Raw genomic sequence first — 14702 nt, 5'->3', positions numbered from 1 at the left:
TGGCCCGTCTGCACGGCAAAAAATCCGATAAAACCTCTTCGCGTACTGTGCGCAGCGTCAAATCCCGACGCAAAAAGAAACCCGTCCGGAGATAACTTATGGCACGCAACCTTCAGCTTGCGCTCTCCCTTTTGGCCCGAGATGGTGCATCGAAAGTCCTGAAGCAGGCAATGCAGGACATCATCAAGCAGACCAGGGCGACGCAAAAAGCAGGTGATGAGCAGGCAAAATCACAGCAGCAAAATACCAGTTCGGCTATTCGTGCATCGCGAACGCTTCAGGATGAGTATCGTCGCGCCAGTTCGGCGCGTTCATCGCTTGGCATCCGTTCCGAGCGTGAAATTCGGCGTGAAATCCAGCAGACACAGGCCGCCTATAATCGACTGACCCGAGCGGGTACGATGTCCGTGAATGAACAAAGTCGAGCCTTCCGAGCCATGACTGAGCGTGTTAGCAGGCTGCGTACTGAGCTGGTTGGTGTCAGTGAAACGATGACCCGAATGCAAAAGATCAAAGCAGTAGGCTCAACTGTTGCAGCTGTTGCGGGTGGTGTTACCGCTGCTGCTATGGTAATCAAAGACCCAGTACAGCGGCAGATGGCATTCGAACGTACAAATGCCGGGATTGCTAATACTGCATTTAATGAATTATCGCCTGAAGAGCGAAAGAAAAAAATTCCGATAATAAATAATGCTATTCGCGAATCCGTCCGTAAAGGAGGCGGAACGCCGGAGGCGGCGCAGTCAACACTTGGCTCGTTATTTGCTGCTGGTCAGGTTGATAATAATACCGCCATGAAAATACTACCTGATATTATGAAATACGCCACTGCTACTGGAGCTAACCCGGAAGATTTAGCGAAAATAGCATCAGCTGGAATAGCAAACTTTGGTATTAAACCAGAAGATTTACCTACATTTTTTGATAAATCTGTTCGCTCTAGTGAGAACGGTAGTTTTGAGTTATCCGATATGGCGGCCAAACTATCAACACAGATGGCAGCGGCCAGTAAATTAGGGAAGGTGCGAACAAGTTCCTGATATGAGATCATCATGTTCATCCGGAGCGCATCCCAGAGGGACATCATGAGCCATCAACTCACCTTCGCCGATAGTGAATTCAGCACTAAGCGCCGTCAGACCCGAAAAGAGATTTTCCTCTCCCGCATGGAGCATATTCTGCCATGGCAGAATATGACCGCTGTCATCGAGCCGTTTTATCCCAAGGCGGGCAATGGCCGACGGCCCTATCCGCTGGAGACCATGCTGCGTATTCACTGCATGCAGCATTGGTACAACCTGAGCGACGGTGCCATGGAAGATGCCCTGTACGAAATCGCCTCCATGCGCCTGTTTGCCCGATTATCCCTGGATAGCGCCCTGCCGGATCGCACCACCATCATGAATTTCCGCCACCTGCTCGAGCAGCATCAACTGGCCCGTCAATTGTTCAAGACCATCAATCGCTGGCTGGCCGAAGCAGGCGTCATGATGACCCAAGGCACTTTGGTGGATGCCACCATCATTGAGGCACCCAGCTCTACCAAGAACAAAGAGCAGCAACGCGATCCGGAGATGCATCAGACCAAGAAAGGCAATCAGTGGCACTTTGGCATGAAGGCCCACATTGGTGTCGATGCCAAGAGTGGCCTGACCCACAGCCTAGTCACCACCGCGGCCAACGAGCATGACCTCAATCAGCTGAGTAATCTGCTTCATGGAGAGGAGCAATTTGTCTCAGCCGATGCCGGCTACCAAGGAGCGCCACAGCGCGAGGAGCTGGCCGAGGTGGATGTGGACTGGCTGATCGCCGAGCGTCCCGGCAAGGTAAAAACCTTGAAGCAGCATCCGCGCAAGAACAAAACGGCCATCAACATCGAATACATGAAAGCCAGCATCCGTGCCAAGGTGGAGCACCCGTTTCGCATCATCAAGCGGCAGTTCGGCTTCGTGAAAGCCAGATACAAGGGGCTGCTGAAAAATGATAACCAACTGGCGATGTTATTCACCCTGGCCAACCTGTTTCGGGTGGACCAAATGATACGTCAGTGGGAGAGATCTCACTAAAAACCGGAAATAACGCCAGAAATGGCGGAAAAAATAGCCTAAATAGGCTGATTCGATGTGTTTGCGGGAAAAAAATCGGCCCAGATCCGCGAAATTTTAATCAGCGAGTCAGCTTTGGAAGAAATGACCTGCTTATTCGCACCTTCCTTAGGTATGAGAGGTCTTCAGGACTATGATAAATTACTGGCAATGAATCAGGCAAATGCATTAACGTCAGGCACACCAGATTCAGCTGCAACTAACGTTGAAAACTATTTAAATAAAATCACAAGCGCTGACACACAAAATTCCATGAAAAATTATCGTTTTCGTGGGAAGGACGGCAAGACGGTCCCTTATATGGAGTATCTATCACAACAGCGTTCGCAAGGTGTGAACACTTCTGATGCATTTATGAAGGCAGTGGATAGTATCGTTTCGTCAGATAAAGGCGTGCAGCGCCTACGAGCAGAATCAAAACAATTCCAAGGGACAGAAAAGGGAAATAATGCGGAAGCTGCGCTGAAGGTTCTTATTTCATCGATTACATCAAAGATTATTGCTGATAGAGAAGCTGGTGCCGCACTAACAACAAATATTCTTCAGCGGGAATATATTAAGAACCAAATCTCAGGCACTCGTAATTCTACGGGGGCTGGAGCAGCATCGTTTGATGTAATTTCATCAACAAACGATTTCAAATCCCAGCAACTAGAAGCTGAGAAAATGTTTTCTGAACAGGATTCCATGAAACCTGTTGCGGATTTATATGGTGATCTCGCCAGCAAGTTGGCCGACTATTCAAAAGAATATCCAGAATTAACAACAGCTATTTCAGGGGCGACTACAGCGATTAAAGCAATGTCGGCCGCCGCTATCGCATTCGCGGGTCTGAGCTTCCTCACCGGCGGTGGAGTTAAATTACCAGGTGGTATTAAGTTACCTGGTGGCGGTGCTGGAGGTGGTGGTGTTCTGGGTCGTACCTGGGGAGCAATCACAAAAGGTGGTGGCCCTCTAAAATGGCGAATTGCTGGCCCTCTGGCTGCCGCATATGCAGTCTATGACCTCAATAATACCTATGATGACGCGCGAGATGATGCCGGTAATGCAGGTATGAATACTGGTGAGTTTCTCGTCAATAAAATGAAAGAGCGGGATAAGAATAAGAAGCCACTCTTCGATATCGATCTAAATAGCTGCGCGGAATAGTAGATCACTGAAAGGGAACTCAGCCCGGATTGCGCGATCTGATCATTCGCCAAACCAACCAAAACCACCAACCGGACTGAGCGATGCCGATCATAGCACCAATACCCCGTGGCGAACGACGCCTGATGCAGAAAGCTATTCATAAAACGCGCGATAAAAATCATGCCCGCAGACTCACGGCCATGCTGATGCTTCATCGGGGTGAACGGGTCAGCGATGTTGCCAGAACTCTCTGTTGTGCCCGTTCATCCGTTGGTCGCTGGATTAACTGGTTTACGCACTCAGGTATTGAAGGCCTGAAATCCTTACCCGCAGGGCGCTCCCGACGCTGGCCTTTTGAACATATCTGCACCCTGTTACGTGAGCTGATAAAGCATTCTCCCGGCGATTTTGGTTATCAACGTTCACGCTGGAGCACCGAATTACTGGCAATAAAAATCAATGAGATAACCGGTTGCCAGTTACATGCAGGAACCGTTCGCCGCTGGTTGCCATCTGCGGGGCTTGTATGGCGCAGGGCCGCGCCAACTCTGCGCATCCGTGACCCACATAAAGATGAAAAGATGGCGGTAATCCACAAAGCGCTGGATGAATGCAACGCAGAGCATCCGGTATTTTATGAAGATGAAGTGGATATTCACCTTAATCCTAAAATCGGTGCGGACTGGCAGTTGCGCGGACAGCAGAAACGGGTAGTGACGCCGGGGCAGAACGAAAAATACTATCTGGCCGGCGCACTGCACAGTGGCACGGGTAAAGTCAGCTACGTGGGCGGCAACAGCAAAAGTTCAGCGCTGTTTATCGCTCTGCTGAAGCACCTGAAAGCCACTTACCGGCGGGCGAAAACAATCACGCTGATCGTTGATAACTACATTATCCATAAAAGCCGCGAAACACAGCGCTGGTTGAAAGCAAATCCCAAGTTCAGGGTAATTTACCAGCCGGTTTACTCGCCGTGGGTGAATCATGTGGAACGGCTATGGCAGGCACTTCATGACACGATAACCCGTAATCATCAGTGCCGCTCAATGTGGCAGTTACTGAAAAAGGTCCGCCATTTTATGGAAACCGCCAGCCCATTCCCCGGAGGAAAACATGGTCAGGCAAAAGTGTAGCGGTATTAGGCGCAGCTATTTAGGTAAAGCATTTAGCTCCTGGTGGAGCTCACCTTCTACTATCGGACAGGTTGACCCAGCCACAACAGGCGTGCCGTCATATTTGCTTCCCCAACAGCCAAAAAGTCAGCCTCTTACGATCACGACTAAAGTGATGCTTAATGAACGTGAAATTGCTCAGGCCGTCAATGAGTTCAATGGTGAACAGTCAAACCGCGGTTCAACAGGAGGCCCTCAGTGAGCTGGGAAGAGTCCCTACAGGATGCCTCATTTCGTGGCGTTCGCTTTGATATCGTCAACACCCGTGATAGTGCCAGCCGGGATACTGCTGTTTATGAGTATCCCTATGTGGACGGCGGTGATGTTGAAGACCTTGGCCGCAAGCCACGTAATCTAAGGGTGACTGCCTTATTCTGGGGTGATGACTATGAAACCAGGTTGCAGGCATTTCTGGCCGCGCTCGATGTGCGTGGCAGCGCTGAAATGATCCATCCGGTATTTGGTTCAATGCTGTATATGCAGTGTATCGAATACCAGGCGTCTCATGAAGCAGAGAACGTGGACTACTGTGTGGTCGAAGTAGTCTTTATTCAGGCCAGGCCGGGCATTGCCTTGTTTGGCGCAAGCGACCCAATGTCGCAGGCTGATATCGCCTTCAATCAGGTACAATCGGCGCTTGACGGCATTCAAAATGCTATTGATGACCTCCTGTCGCCACTGCGCACGGCAAAGAAGTGGATGAAGCGTGCCAAATCACTGGCAACGACGGCACTGGGTATGGTTACTGTCCTCAAAGGTGAACTTACCGGCTTTGTCAGCAGTACGACGGATTTTGTTAACTATCCGGCCGCATTTATGAATGACCTTCAGAATGCGCTGTCGCTCACATCGTTATCTTCTAAATCATCCGTCAGCAGCAATCCGGGGAGCTATGCGAAGTCAGCCGATGTTACTGGGGTAGCGGGCATCGTCATGGCTGACTGGGGGCGTGGGCGTACGGCTCTTCAGGATGTGGCCGCTCTGCCAGAGCAAATCGTCACCGGGCAAACCTCTGCATCAGTTACCGTTCCGGGCGGTTCATCTGTTGACGACATCACTACACTGGTCACAGCGGTCAAAGTGCAGGTCGCACTGCAAATGGTACTGGACGCGACAGATATTCTGAGCGATCAGGACCTCGGGGATTTGCTCTCCCCGGATGATATCGAACATATTGCCGGTGATACCCGAACATCATTGCAGACAGCCATCACGCAAATCCGTGATGCGTTCGCCAGTGATACGCAGAATGTCAGTTCCACCGCCACTCCAGCCGGTATTACCTGGTTACCTGTCGTTGACAGTCTCAAGACACTGGCGGTCATCGTTCAGGAACAGGCGACAGCGGTCATGATGCAACGCCCTCCGCTGACAACCCGTGTCGTCAGCGCTGAGACTAACCTGCATTTGCTGGCGCATCTGTGGTACGGAGATTACACCCGCGCCACCGAGCTGCTTCGCCTCAACCCGTCACTACGCAACCCTAATGCCATCAAAACCGGAGACATTCTGAATGCCTACTCCCGATAAAACAGAGCAGGATAAAGTCACGCTTGTCATCGACGGCAAGGTGCACAGTGCCTGGAGTCGCTATCAGATTGATTCTGATTTTCTGGTTCCGGCAGATGCCTGGAGTGTTACGCTGGGTCTGCCCGAAGGTAAATTCCCGGCGGTAATCCAGCGCGGTGCACCAGTGGTGGTAAGAATTGGTAATGATGTAGTGATGTCCGGGCGTATTGATGCCGTACAACGTCGGGTCTCCCGCCAGCAAGTCTCACTCACGGTGACTGGACGGGATGGTTCAGCGGTGCTGGTTGACTGTGCTTCACCGGTATTCACATCCCGTCAGTTAAGCCTGGAAGAAGTGATCGCCCGAATCGTGCGGCCGCTGGGCGTGAAAAATATCCGCATTATGGCCGAGTCCTCTATCCAGAGCGACAAGGTCAGCGTTGAGCCTGGTGAGCGAGCCTGGGATACGCTGGAGCGTGCTGCATCCGCACGTGGCCTGTGGCCATGGTTTGACCCGGACGGGACGCTGGTTATAGGGGGACCGGATTACACCGCAGACCCACTGGCAACACTCATTCTTAATCGTGATGGTAAAGGCACCAATGTCCTTGATCTGAATGACCGGTCATCCATAAACGGAAGTTTTTCGGAGCTGACTGTACTGGCGCAGGGCCACGCGCAGGGTAGCAAGTCGGCAAAGAATGACACTGAAATTATAGACGTAGACGATAGTAGTGATACGGCTTCAGAGCCGATGACAGCTGCGCAGTTGGCGGATGATTCGGCTGATGTTACAGATGATGATGATATCTTAATGACCACCGGGACGCCTGAAACAGGCCAGCATGGTCTGCGTAGCACCGTACGCGATACTACAGTCCCCTATTATCGACCACAAATCATGATGGTTGGAGATGCCGACAACCAGGAGCAGGCTGATTTCAGGGCCAGAAAAGCGATGGCTGATGCACGCCTTAATGGTTATGACCTTACCGCTGTCGTTCAGGGGCATCGCATGGCCAGTGGCAAGCTATGGCAACCCGGCCAGCGTGTACGGGTGCGCTGCGATATTCTGGGCATTGACGATATTTATTTTCTGATGGGGCGAGAATTCTCCGGTGGCCGTCCTGACGGAGCTATTACAACCCTTCGGTTTAAAGAAGACGGCATCTGGATACCTGATGCGTTTCCGAAAAAACGCAAGACGCGCAAACGCCGTACTAAGACTAATAAAGAGCTGGAGATTATCGATGTGGAATAAAATTGACAGCAGAATTAACAGTGCGTTAAACCGCATTAGAAAGGCGTTCAGAGGCGTTTTAACCCGCGCTAACAGTACCGGCGATGTACAGACTGTCCAGGTTAAAGGCGTACATGGTGAGGTGCTTCAGGACGCCGAACTGTACCAGCACTATGGTTTTACGTCTAACCCGCAGCCGGGGACGAAAGCGATCATATTGCCGCTTAATGGCCTCACCAGCCACAGCATTATCATTGCAACAGAACATGGTGGTTATCGTCTCAAGGCGCTGAAATCCGGAGAGGTTGCTATCTATACTGATGAAGGTAGTAATATTGTCCTGAAGCGCGGAAAGCTTATTGAAGCGAACTGCGATTATTTTTTGATGAATGCAAAAAAACAATTCAAAGTTGTGACGGAAGATTTTGATGTGACAGCGACCACGGGGGCACAATTCGACACGCCATTACTCCACGGAACTAATGATGTTTCTGACGGTAAATCATCAGTACAGGCGATGCGAGATACATTTGACGACCACGACCATAAGCATGGTGGCGATGCCGGAACAACAGATAAACCCAATCAGCAAATGTAATTCATGGTATTGTTTATTTTCTCCAGCCTTTAAATACCACTGAACCCCATCAGCATTATTTAAATATTCCATACCGATAGTATATCGGTATGGAAATGCTTATTGACCCTGTGACCGGTGATTATACCGGCGAATCATCCGATACCCTGGCGAATGCTGTTTATATTCGCCTGATGACACCTCTCGGCTCATGGTGGGCGGACCCGTCACTCGGTTCAAAGCTTCATTTACTCCAGCGTGAAAAAGATAAATCCCGCGTTCGTCTGCTGGCCCGGCAATACGCTGAGCAGGCTCTCCAGCCATTACTGGATGATGGCCGGGCCAGCAGTATTGTCGTGCAGACCGAAAGCTATCAGCCGGGCTGGTTGCTCCTTCTGGTCACAGTGATGTCCTCGACCAACATTTCACAGACCTGGAAATACCCGGTTAAGGTGAGCTGATGCCATTTACTACTAAAACTGCGGCGCAGGTACGTGATGACCAGCTACGTGATATTAAAAACCTGCTTCAGTTGCCCGACAGTAAGCTTGGCCCTGACAGTGACTGGTACGTTCGCGCATCGGCCGTCGGCAGCGTAGCTGAAGGCTGCTATCAGCACCAGGCATGGATTATCCGACAAGTGTTCCCCGATACAGCTGACCCGGAATACTTGTATCTTCATGCGCGAATCCGTGGCCTGACAAAAAAACCGGCAAACAGTGCAAGCGGTCCTGCAACCTTCACAGGGCAAGCGGGAACGCGAGCCGCAGCGGGGTTGGTATTCAAGCGCGATAACCTGACATGGAGCACCCTTGATGAAGTGGTTATTGGTGACAACGGACAGGGAACGACTCAGGCGGTTTCGGCACTTATCGGTACTGCGGGGAATACTGCTGCCACGACGGCCACGCTAACCAACACTCCTGCTGGATTTGATAGTTCGGTGACTGTGGGAGTTATGGCCGGGGGGACTGAAGAAGAGACTGACGATGAGCTGCTTGCTCGTTTGCTGGAAATTATTCGTCGACCACCCGCAGGTGGTAATAAATATGACTATAAGCGATGGGCGCTAGAAGTATCCGGTGTCACAGCTGCTTATATTTATCCTTTGCGCCGGGGGCTTGGTACGGTTGATATTGTTATTACGTCAGCCGGTGGCTTGCCATCTCAGGATGTCATTGATCGGGTAACTGATCATATTAACGATGTCCGTCCCGTTACGGCTAAAGGTATTCTTGTTCTGGGGCCGACAATTAAGGACTTTGATGTCCGGGTCAAAGTCTCTCTTGACGGCATTACTCTCGCTGATGCCAAAACAGCCATCACCTCGGCATTGCAGGAAGACGACCTACGTCGGGAACCGGGTGATTCTTTCATCCGTAGCCAGGCATCAACCCTGATTTCGCTTATCCCTGGTATCACTGATATTGAGATGGTTACACCAGCAGCGAATATTGTTCCCGTAACTGATGCGACAAAAATTGAATGGCTTCGCCTCGGAAATGTGGAGGTGGAGTCACTATGAGCGCCTTTACCATCCTGAACCTTTTACTGCCAAAGGGTAGTTACGCGACATCCCAGCCCACCCTTTCAGCCTCGCTACAGGCTGAGTCGCATGTATTTGATGATATTGAATCATCTGCCGATATTGTCGAGGGTGCGGTGACCCCTTATCGTGCAGGTGCACTTCTTGCCGACTGGGAGCGCGTTCTTGGGCTAACGTCATCTCCTAATGCCAGTTTTCAGCAACGCCAGCAACGGGTACTGGCAAAACTGTCTGAAACAGGTGGACTGAGCATCCCTTACTTCACTCGCCTTGCAGCCCGCCTTGGCTACGACATTTCCATCGAAGAGCCTAAACAGTTCCGGGCTGGTAGCAGCCGAGCTGGCGACCGGCTCTGGGATAAAGACACTATTTGGGTCTGGCTGGTCAACGTCAGTAATTCGAAAACAATAGCATTCCGTTTTCGCGCAGGTGCTTCTGCTGCTGGTGAGCGGTTGACCTCATTTGGAGACCCTATTATCGAAGAGATGTTTAAAGACCTCAAACCCGCTCATACCTATTGTTATTTTGCCTACCAGGGAAACTCATAATGAAACCGTTAATGCCTCCCATTGATACCCCGGATAAACTCTTCCATGACGGTAATCCTGCAACAGGTGCGGAAGGTACTATTGTCCCGGCAGAACACCTTAATAATGAACAGGCATCTATACGCGATCTTCAAAGCGAGATGATTGCCATTCTTACTGCTGCTGCGATGGCACCAGAATCAACTGCTGGTCAGCTTCTGGCAGCGTTGAATAAACTCTATGCCCCCGGTAACGATACCCTGGGAGCGCTGGCTTCTCTGGTCGGTGCTGCTAACAAACTTCCATACTTTACTGGTCCTAAAGGGGCGGCCCTGACAGACCTGACGGCTTTCGCCATAACGCTGCTTAGCCGTAGTGATGCCGCAGGTGTTCTCTCAGACCTTGGTATAGGAGAAGCTGCGAAACGCGCGGTTGGTAACTCTGCAAACCAGATACCTGATATGTCATTCTTTGCTTCTAGCCAGGAATTGTCAGGATGGGAAAAACTGCCTAACGGGAACATTCGCCAGTGGGGGACGGTAGCAGCGTCAATAAACGATACTGATTATCGAAATTTCCCAATCCCTTTCCCAAACAAATGTTTTGTCATTGTCGCTGGTTACTCGGATTTCTCCAGCTATGGATTTGGATGCGCAGCAGCGCCAACATCTAAATCACAATTTATTGTTTCTTCCAGGAATAGCGGTGGAACGTTATCAAACGCTAAAGTTTCATTTTTTGCGGAGGGCTATTGATATGAATACCTACGTTTTTTCTGCATCAAATTGCGCATTTTTCCCAGTGTGTATGATTGATTCCTATAAGGCGGCGGGATGGGATTTATCAGACATCATTGGCGTGGCGGATAGTATTTATCGTGAGTTCAATGCGCCGAAAGCAGGTAAAACCATGGGGGCTTCTGACGGCCTGCCTGTATGGATTGATGCTGCGAGGCCATCTGATGAGCAGAAGATTGCTAATGCAGAACAGAAAAAGACCGAACTACTGGCTGAAGCAGTGGCAGAAATTGAATGGCGTAAATTCGCTGTCAGCAAGGGCATAGCCACAGCGGAGGAAGTTGACGAACTTGATGCTTGGGAGATGTACCGGGTACTGCTGATGCGTGTAGATACCAGCAAAGCACCCGATATTGTATGGCCTGAATTACCAGCAAAATAATATTTGTTTTTTATTTTTGCTCTGTTATCCCATTGGCGGCTTTAATTCAATATCAGACTCATCCTCCTGGTTTTCCCCCTCGCTGGTTTCATCAGGCAATGGTGGTGGCGCAATAAATTCACCATCGATAAACCCCCATCCTATGCCAGCTTCTGGTGGTGCAGGGTGGGCTACTCCTTGAGCTGGCTCCCATTTCTCAGCGCCATCCCAGAGGACAATATTAGTTACCACATTGCCCTCAACTATCGCGTAAATATTTCCCATTAGCGCCACCTCTTACCATTCAATAATCACAAATCCCGGAGAGCCATTCCCGCCACTCCCACCGCTAGCTACACCTGCGTTATTCCCGTATTTACCACCACCGCCACCACCGCCAGCGCCGTAACCATCTGCCGTAGAACCTGCCATCCCCCCTTGAGTTCCGGCGCGACCGCTACCGCCACCACCACCGAATGGCGATGATGCCCCACTGCCACCACTGGCACATCCAGCGGTGATATGCCCGTCATTACCATAGCCACCTGATGGGTATCCGCTCCCGGAAATGCCACCTGTAGCACCATCAGTGCCATTGATAGCGTTACTGCCGCCACTCCCGCCTTTTAATGTTTGCAGTGCACCAATAATGGTATCGCCTCCCGCAGTTGCCACGCCGCCTCGGTCAACGTTTCCCACACCACCGACACCTGCAGCACCGATTGTGATCATGAGCGATGAGCCTGGTGTAACTGTGAATTTTTTCTTGATTATGGATTGCCCGGCGCCACCGCCACCACCACCACCGCCAAAGTACGCATTTGAACCGCCGGCACCCGGCGCACCTCCTCCACCGGCTGCGCAACCCGTAACGTAGATTTCAGTTATTGACGCGGGAATAGCGAGCTGAGCAGATGAGGTGAAAACAATTTGCTTCGACTCTTTCAAACCAACCTTTGAAAATGGTCACCTATATAGGTGACCATTCGGGTTAATGCAGCGTTGTAGTTGAGCTGGACTCTGCCATTGCCACTGTCAATTCATCGCCTTCGGCTGAGATCTTAATGGTATTACTTCCTTCTGATTTAGCGCCTTTTGGTAGACCTAGCTGATCATAGATACACAAGAATCTTGAATCATTTATAAAGGTGATTTCTGTTACAGTCCCACCTTCAACGACCTTAGAGTCTATTGATTTTATCAAATTGATATCCTGAACATTAATGTGCTTTATCGCATCCCAGTTAAGGCTGATGTCCACGTTATCCTTTTGCATCGTTATCACATGACCGGCCTTATGCTGGGTTGTGACTTTTCCATCAGGGCTCATCGTAATCTTTTGCCCCATGTGATAAATAATTTGAGTTCCGTCTTCGAGACACTCGATTTTTGGCTCTTTAGTAAAGTCGTTCATGAAAATCCTTCAATTATCTGTTGCTGGAAGGTGCTAATCTACACGAATCCTTGGTTATGTATGTAATGAGGCTCTAGAAATCCCCTTGAATATAAATAAATTTTTATGGTGTTGGCTTGTAATGCTCGCGTAGCTCTTTGTCAAAAGTGAAACTCTGATAACCTGGTTCTACTGACGAACAGAAGGATGAGCAGGAGATCGCTTTATGATTATTGGGTATGCACGAGTATCAAGTAACCATCAGGACACCGAGCTTCAGATGCAGGCGCTCAGAGCTGCTGGCTGTAAGTTAATTTTTGAGGAAAAGGCTTCTGGCCGTAAGACGAATCGACCAATCTTGAAGAAAGTGGTTGAGATGCTTGAACCCGGTGACGAATTGGTCATCTGGAAGTTAGATCGTATCGGTCGCAATGTACTGCACGCATTATTGACCTTTCAGAGCCTCGCAGAACGCAATGTTAATATTCGTTCTATTACAGATGGCGTTGACCTGAGCACTGCCAGTGGGCGCTATAACTTCCGTAATATTCTCTCTGCGGCACAATATGAGTCTGATCTGAATAGTGAACGCACTCTGGCAGGGTTAGCGGTTGCCCGCGCTAAGGGGAGGATTGGCGGACGTAAGCCTAAGTATACTGATGAGCACTGGGATGCGTTTGAACGGGAAATTAAGTCCGGCTGCTCACATCGTGATATAGCTCTCAAATATGGGGTCGGCCTGTCGACTCTCTACAAACGTTATCCGGCTCAGCAAGAGCATCACTAAACACTCTTTGCGTTCATTTTTGCACTGTGCAGAATGTGTCTTTTTGGCACCTTCTGGCAGTGCAAAATTTATCGCGTTTTGGTGCAAAAAAAATCGCCGCGCTACAAAACTCCATCCGCGATCCATTAACGCGGCTGTACAATCGCAGCTATTTCTACGACTCTTTTACCGCGCTACAGGCTTCTATCGCCAGCGGAAACCCGGTATCGGTTATTGTGAGCGATCTGGACCACTTCAAGCGCATTAACGACAAATATGGTCACCTGCAGGGCGATAAGGTGATTCAGTTCGTCGCGAAAGTGCTACAGGACTCGGTACGCCAGAATGATATCGCCGCGCGCATCGGCGGTGAAGAGTTTGCGCTGCTGTTAGCCAACACCGATGCAGAAGAAGCCCACGCTATCGCGGAACGTATTCGTCTGGCCATCGGCCAGCATGATTCCAATAGCAGCCAGGACAAGCTGCCTGAGCCAATTACCATCAGTATCGGCGTCTTTACCGTGACCGATTTGTCGGTACCGGTTGAAGAGTGCGTGCGTCGCGCTGATGAGGCGATGTACCGCGCGAAGGGAACGGGACGAAACCGCGTTGTGGTGTGGGAATGAGAGTATCCCCCTTCACCAGGCGTATGCGAGGGGGATAATAAAAAACCCGCGATATTCGCGGGTTTTTAGTGTCAATCGCGTGATTGCAGCTCGATGATGTTCTGCTCAAGCTTACGAATAAGCGTCGTCAGGATCTCCAGCTCATCGGCTGAGATACCTGCCAGAATATCACCGCGCGTATGGCTGATGACCGCTTCCATTTCCTGAATCAGCGGTTCAGCCTTCTCAGTTAACTTAATACGTTTAGCACGACGGTCGCTGGCACAGGTCTGGCGGGAGATCAGTCCCTTCTCTTCCAGCTGATCCAGTGTTCGTACCAATGACGGCTGCTCAATGCCGATCGCTTTAGCCAGTTGGATTTGCGACTGTTCGGGCGGAAGCTGATGAATGTTATGCAGCGTGACCCAATGTGTCTGCGTAAGTTCCAGAGGTTTGAGGCGATGGTCAATCAGAGCACGCCAAATGCGCACCAACCGTGCCAGATCAGAACCTAATGGCGATTCCAATTTCATCTCCTTATAATTAGCTTGCTAAGTTATTATACTGATTTTAGAATAGTGTGCAGTATTTAAATTAGCAAAACAAATGAATTGCCACGTGCACGTAAACCAGATCCATGCTTTACACTGTTTCAAATCATGTGATTTTATGTCAAAACACGACACACTATCGAGTTATAACTCTTCAATTGCAAAGGATTTCTGCTTGTGAAGTCGATTCTCCACATCCCGGGACTGCCTCTACAAGACCTTGTCGTCGGTGCTTCGATCTATTTTCCTCCCGTATTTAAGGCAGTTTTGCTCGGCTTCCTGTTCTGGCTGGTTCTCCACCGTCTGCTGCGTGACTGGATGTACGCTGGTGATATCTGGCACCCGCTATTAATGGATCTCTCTTTCTTTGCGCTTTCGGTATGCCTCGCGCTGCTGCTCCTTGTCTGGTGGTGATGTCATTC

General features: G+C 50.2%; 18 protein-coding genes and 1 pseudogene. 15 read left to right on the top strand and 4 right to left on the bottom strand.

The genetic code is table 11. From position 1 onward, the window contains the following. Positions 1-98: 98 nt before the first annotated feature. The 12 genes from H7R76_RS10490 (at position 99) to H7R76_RS10435 (ending at position 10986) form a co-directional block, all read left to right on the top strand. Positions 99-1040, top strand: a complete 942-nt coding sequence (locus tag H7R76_RS10490) for a phage tail tape measure protein (RefSeq protein ID WP_227673962.1) — start codon at positions 99-101, stop codon at positions 1038-1040. Between the two features lie 45 nt (positions 1041-1085). Further along, a complete protein-coding gene (locus H7R76_RS10485) occupies positions 1086-2066 on the top strand; it encodes an IS5-like element ISKpn26 family transposase (protein ID WP_182930037.1) in 981 nt (326 codons plus the stop codon). Positions 2067-2123: 57 nt separating this feature from the next. Further along, positions 2124-3254, top strand: coding sequence for a hypothetical protein (locus tag H7R76_RS10480; protein WP_182968081.1), 1131 nt, complete (start codon positions 2124-2126; stop codon positions 3252-3254). An 83-nt stretch (positions 3255-3337) separates the two neighbouring features. Further along, positions 3338-4369, top strand: coding sequence for an IS630-like element ISEc33 family transposase (locus H7R76_RS10475; RefSeq protein WP_003033020.1), 1032 nt, complete (start codon positions 3338-3340; stop codon positions 4367-4369). 237 nt (positions 4370-4606) lie between these two features. After that, positions 4607-5938 carry a DNA circularization protein gene (locus tag H7R76_RS10470; RefSeq protein ID WP_063922172.1) on the top strand — a complete coding sequence of 444 codons (1332 nt, stop codon included), beginning with the start codon at positions 4607-4609 and terminating at the stop codon, positions 5936-5938. Next, positions 5922-7178, top strand: a complete 1257-nt coding sequence (locus H7R76_RS10465; RefSeq protein ID WP_003030329.1) for a phage baseplate assembly protein — start codon at positions 5922-5924, stop codon at positions 7176-7178. Before H7R76_RS10470 ends, H7R76_RS10465 begins: the two co-directional genes overlap by 17 nt. Continuing rightward, positions 7168-7755: a phage baseplate assembly protein V gene (locus H7R76_RS10460; RefSeq protein ID WP_063922173.1), complete on the top strand. Its 588-nt coding sequence runs from the start codon at positions 7168-7170 to the stop codon at positions 7753-7755. Before H7R76_RS10465 ends, H7R76_RS10460 begins: the two co-directional genes overlap by 11 nt. An 89-nt stretch (positions 7756-7844) precedes the next feature. Beyond that, positions 7845-8195, top strand: a complete 351-nt coding sequence (locus H7R76_RS10455; RefSeq protein ID WP_003030324.1) for a phage GP46 family protein — start codon at positions 7845-7847, stop codon at positions 8193-8195. Then, entirely contained in the window at positions 8195-9259 is a 1065-nt protein-coding gene (locus H7R76_RS10450) for a baseplate J/gp47 family protein (protein ID WP_063922174.1), read from the top strand. The genes H7R76_RS10455 and H7R76_RS10450 overlap by 1 nt, the downstream gene beginning before the upstream one ends. Continuing rightward, positions 9256-9828, top strand: a complete 573-nt coding sequence (locus tag H7R76_RS10445) for a YmfQ family protein (RefSeq protein WP_063922175.1) — start codon at positions 9256-9258, stop codon at positions 9826-9828. The genes H7R76_RS10450 and H7R76_RS10445 overlap by 4 nt, the downstream gene beginning before the upstream one ends. After that, positions 9828-10562 (top strand): gp53-like domain-containing protein, encoded by a 735-nt coding sequence (locus H7R76_RS10440; protein WP_227673961.1) that lies wholly within the window; start codon positions 9828-9830, stop codon positions 10560-10562. Before H7R76_RS10445 ends, H7R76_RS10440 begins: the two co-directional genes overlap by 1 nt. Before the next feature lies 1 nt (position 10563). Further along, the gene (locus H7R76_RS10435; protein WP_182967705.1) at positions 10564-10986 is read left to right on the top strand and encodes a tail fiber assembly protein; all 423 of its coding nucleotides are present in this window, start codon (positions 10564-10566) and stop codon (positions 10984-10986) included. A gap of 24 nt (positions 10987-11010) precedes the next feature. Here H7R76_RS10435 and H7R76_RS10430 read toward each other — a convergent pair whose 3' ends face one another. From H7R76_RS10430 to H7R76_RS10420, 3 genes are read right to left on the bottom strand one after another with little or no spacing between them, the layout of a single operon-like run. Continuing rightward, positions 11011-11250 (bottom strand): hypothetical protein, encoded by a 240-nt coding sequence (locus H7R76_RS10430; RefSeq protein WP_182967703.1) that lies wholly within the window; start codon positions 11248-11250, stop codon positions 11011-11013. Positions 11251-11262: 12 nt separating this feature from the next. Further along, a complete protein-coding gene (locus tag H7R76_RS25250; RefSeq protein WP_502711064.1) occupies positions 11263-11913 on the bottom strand; it encodes a glycine-rich domain-containing protein in 651 nt (216 codons plus the stop codon). 43 nt (positions 11914-11956) lie between these two features. Further along, positions 11957-12379: a hypothetical protein gene (locus H7R76_RS10420; protein ID WP_003030314.1), complete on the bottom strand. Its 423-nt coding sequence runs from the start codon at positions 12377-12379 to the stop codon at positions 11957-11959. Between the two features lie 205 nt (positions 12380-12584). Between H7R76_RS10420 and H7R76_RS10415 the strand changes: the two genes are divergently transcribed. Beyond that, on the top strand, positions 12585-13145 hold the full coding sequence (locus tag H7R76_RS10415) for a recombinase family protein (protein WP_003030312.1): 561 nt from the start codon (positions 12585-12587) through the stop codon (positions 13143-13145). Between the two features lie 92 nt (positions 13146-13237). Next, positions 13238-13750: pseudogene (locus H7R76_RS10410) on the top strand (GGDEF domain-containing protein); the annotation flags it as partial. 71 nt (positions 13751-13821) lie between these two features. Here the strand turns inward: H7R76_RS10410 and slyA are convergent. Continuing rightward, entirely contained in the window at positions 13822-14262 is a 441-nt protein-coding gene (gene slyA / locus H7R76_RS10405) for a transcriptional regulator SlyA (protein WP_106926788.1), read from the bottom strand. 195 nt (positions 14263-14457) lie between these two features. Here slyA and H7R76_RS10400 point away from each other — a divergent pair, with 195 nt between their 5' ends. Next, the gene (locus H7R76_RS10400) at positions 14458-14694 is read left to right on the top strand and encodes a DUF1656 domain-containing protein (protein WP_106926786.1); all 237 of its coding nucleotides are present in this window, start codon (positions 14458-14460) and stop codon (positions 14692-14694) included. Positions 14695-14702: the final 8 nt, after the last annotated feature.

This window comes from Klebsiella sp. WP8-S18-ESBL-06, assembly GCF_014169755.1.
In the GTDB taxonomy this organism is placed as follows: domain Bacteria; phylum Pseudomonadota; class Gammaproteobacteria; order Enterobacterales; family Enterobacteriaceae; genus Kluyvera; species Kluyvera ascorbata_B.
The sequence above is the reverse complement of the archived record's forward strand: the minus strand, read 5'-3'. Positions and strand labels throughout refer to the sequence as shown.

Coding starts and splice junctions, on each gene's coding strand:
- H7R76_RS10490 (WP_227673962.1), top strand. CDS start 99: ATGGCACGCAACCTTCAGCTTGCGCTCTCCCTTTTGGCCCGAGATGGT.
- H7R76_RS10485 (WP_182930037.1), top strand. CDS start 1,086: ATGAGCCATCAACTCACCTTCGCCGATAGTGAATTCAGCACTAAGCGC.
- H7R76_RS10475 (WP_003033020.1), top strand. CDS start 3,338: ATGCCGATCATAGCACCAATACCCCGTGGCGAACGACGCCTGATGCAG.
- H7R76_RS10465 (WP_003030329.1), top strand. CDS start 5,922: ATGCCTACTCCCGATAAAACAGAGCAGGATAAAGTCACGCTTGTCATC.
- H7R76_RS10460 (WP_063922173.1), top strand. CDS start 7,168: ATGTGGAATAAAATTGACAGCAGAATTAACAGTGCGTTAAACCGCATT.
- H7R76_RS10455 (WP_003030324.1), top strand. CDS start 7,845: ATGGAAATGCTTATTGACCCTGTGACCGGTGATTATACCGGCGAATCA.
- H7R76_RS10450 (WP_063922174.1), top strand. CDS start 8,195: ATGCCATTTACTACTAAAACTGCGGCGCAGGTACGTGATGACCAGCTA.
- H7R76_RS10445 (WP_063922175.1), top strand. CDS start 9,256: ATGAGCGCCTTTACCATCCTGAACCTTTTACTGCCAAAGGGTAGTTAC.
- H7R76_RS10440 (WP_227673961.1), top strand. CDS start 9,828: ATGAAACCGTTAATGCCTCCCATTGATACCCCGGATAAACTCTTCCAT.
- H7R76_RS10435 (WP_182967705.1), top strand. CDS start 10,564: ATGAATACCTACGTTTTTTCTGCATCAAATTGCGCATTTTTCCCAGTG.
- H7R76_RS10430 (WP_182967703.1), bottom strand. CDS start 11,250: ATGGGAAATATTTACGCGATAGTTGAGGGCAATGTGGTAACTAATATT.
- H7R76_RS10420 (WP_003030314.1), bottom strand. CDS start 12,379: ATGAACGACTTTACTAAAGAGCCAAAAATCGAGTGTCTCGAAGACGGA.
- H7R76_RS10415 (WP_003030312.1), top strand. CDS start 12,585: ATGATTATTGGGTATGCACGAGTATCAAGTAACCATCAGGACACCGAG.
- slyA (WP_106926788.1), bottom strand. CDS start 14,262: ATGAAATTGGAATCGCCATTAGGTTCTGATCTGGCACGGTTGGTGCGC.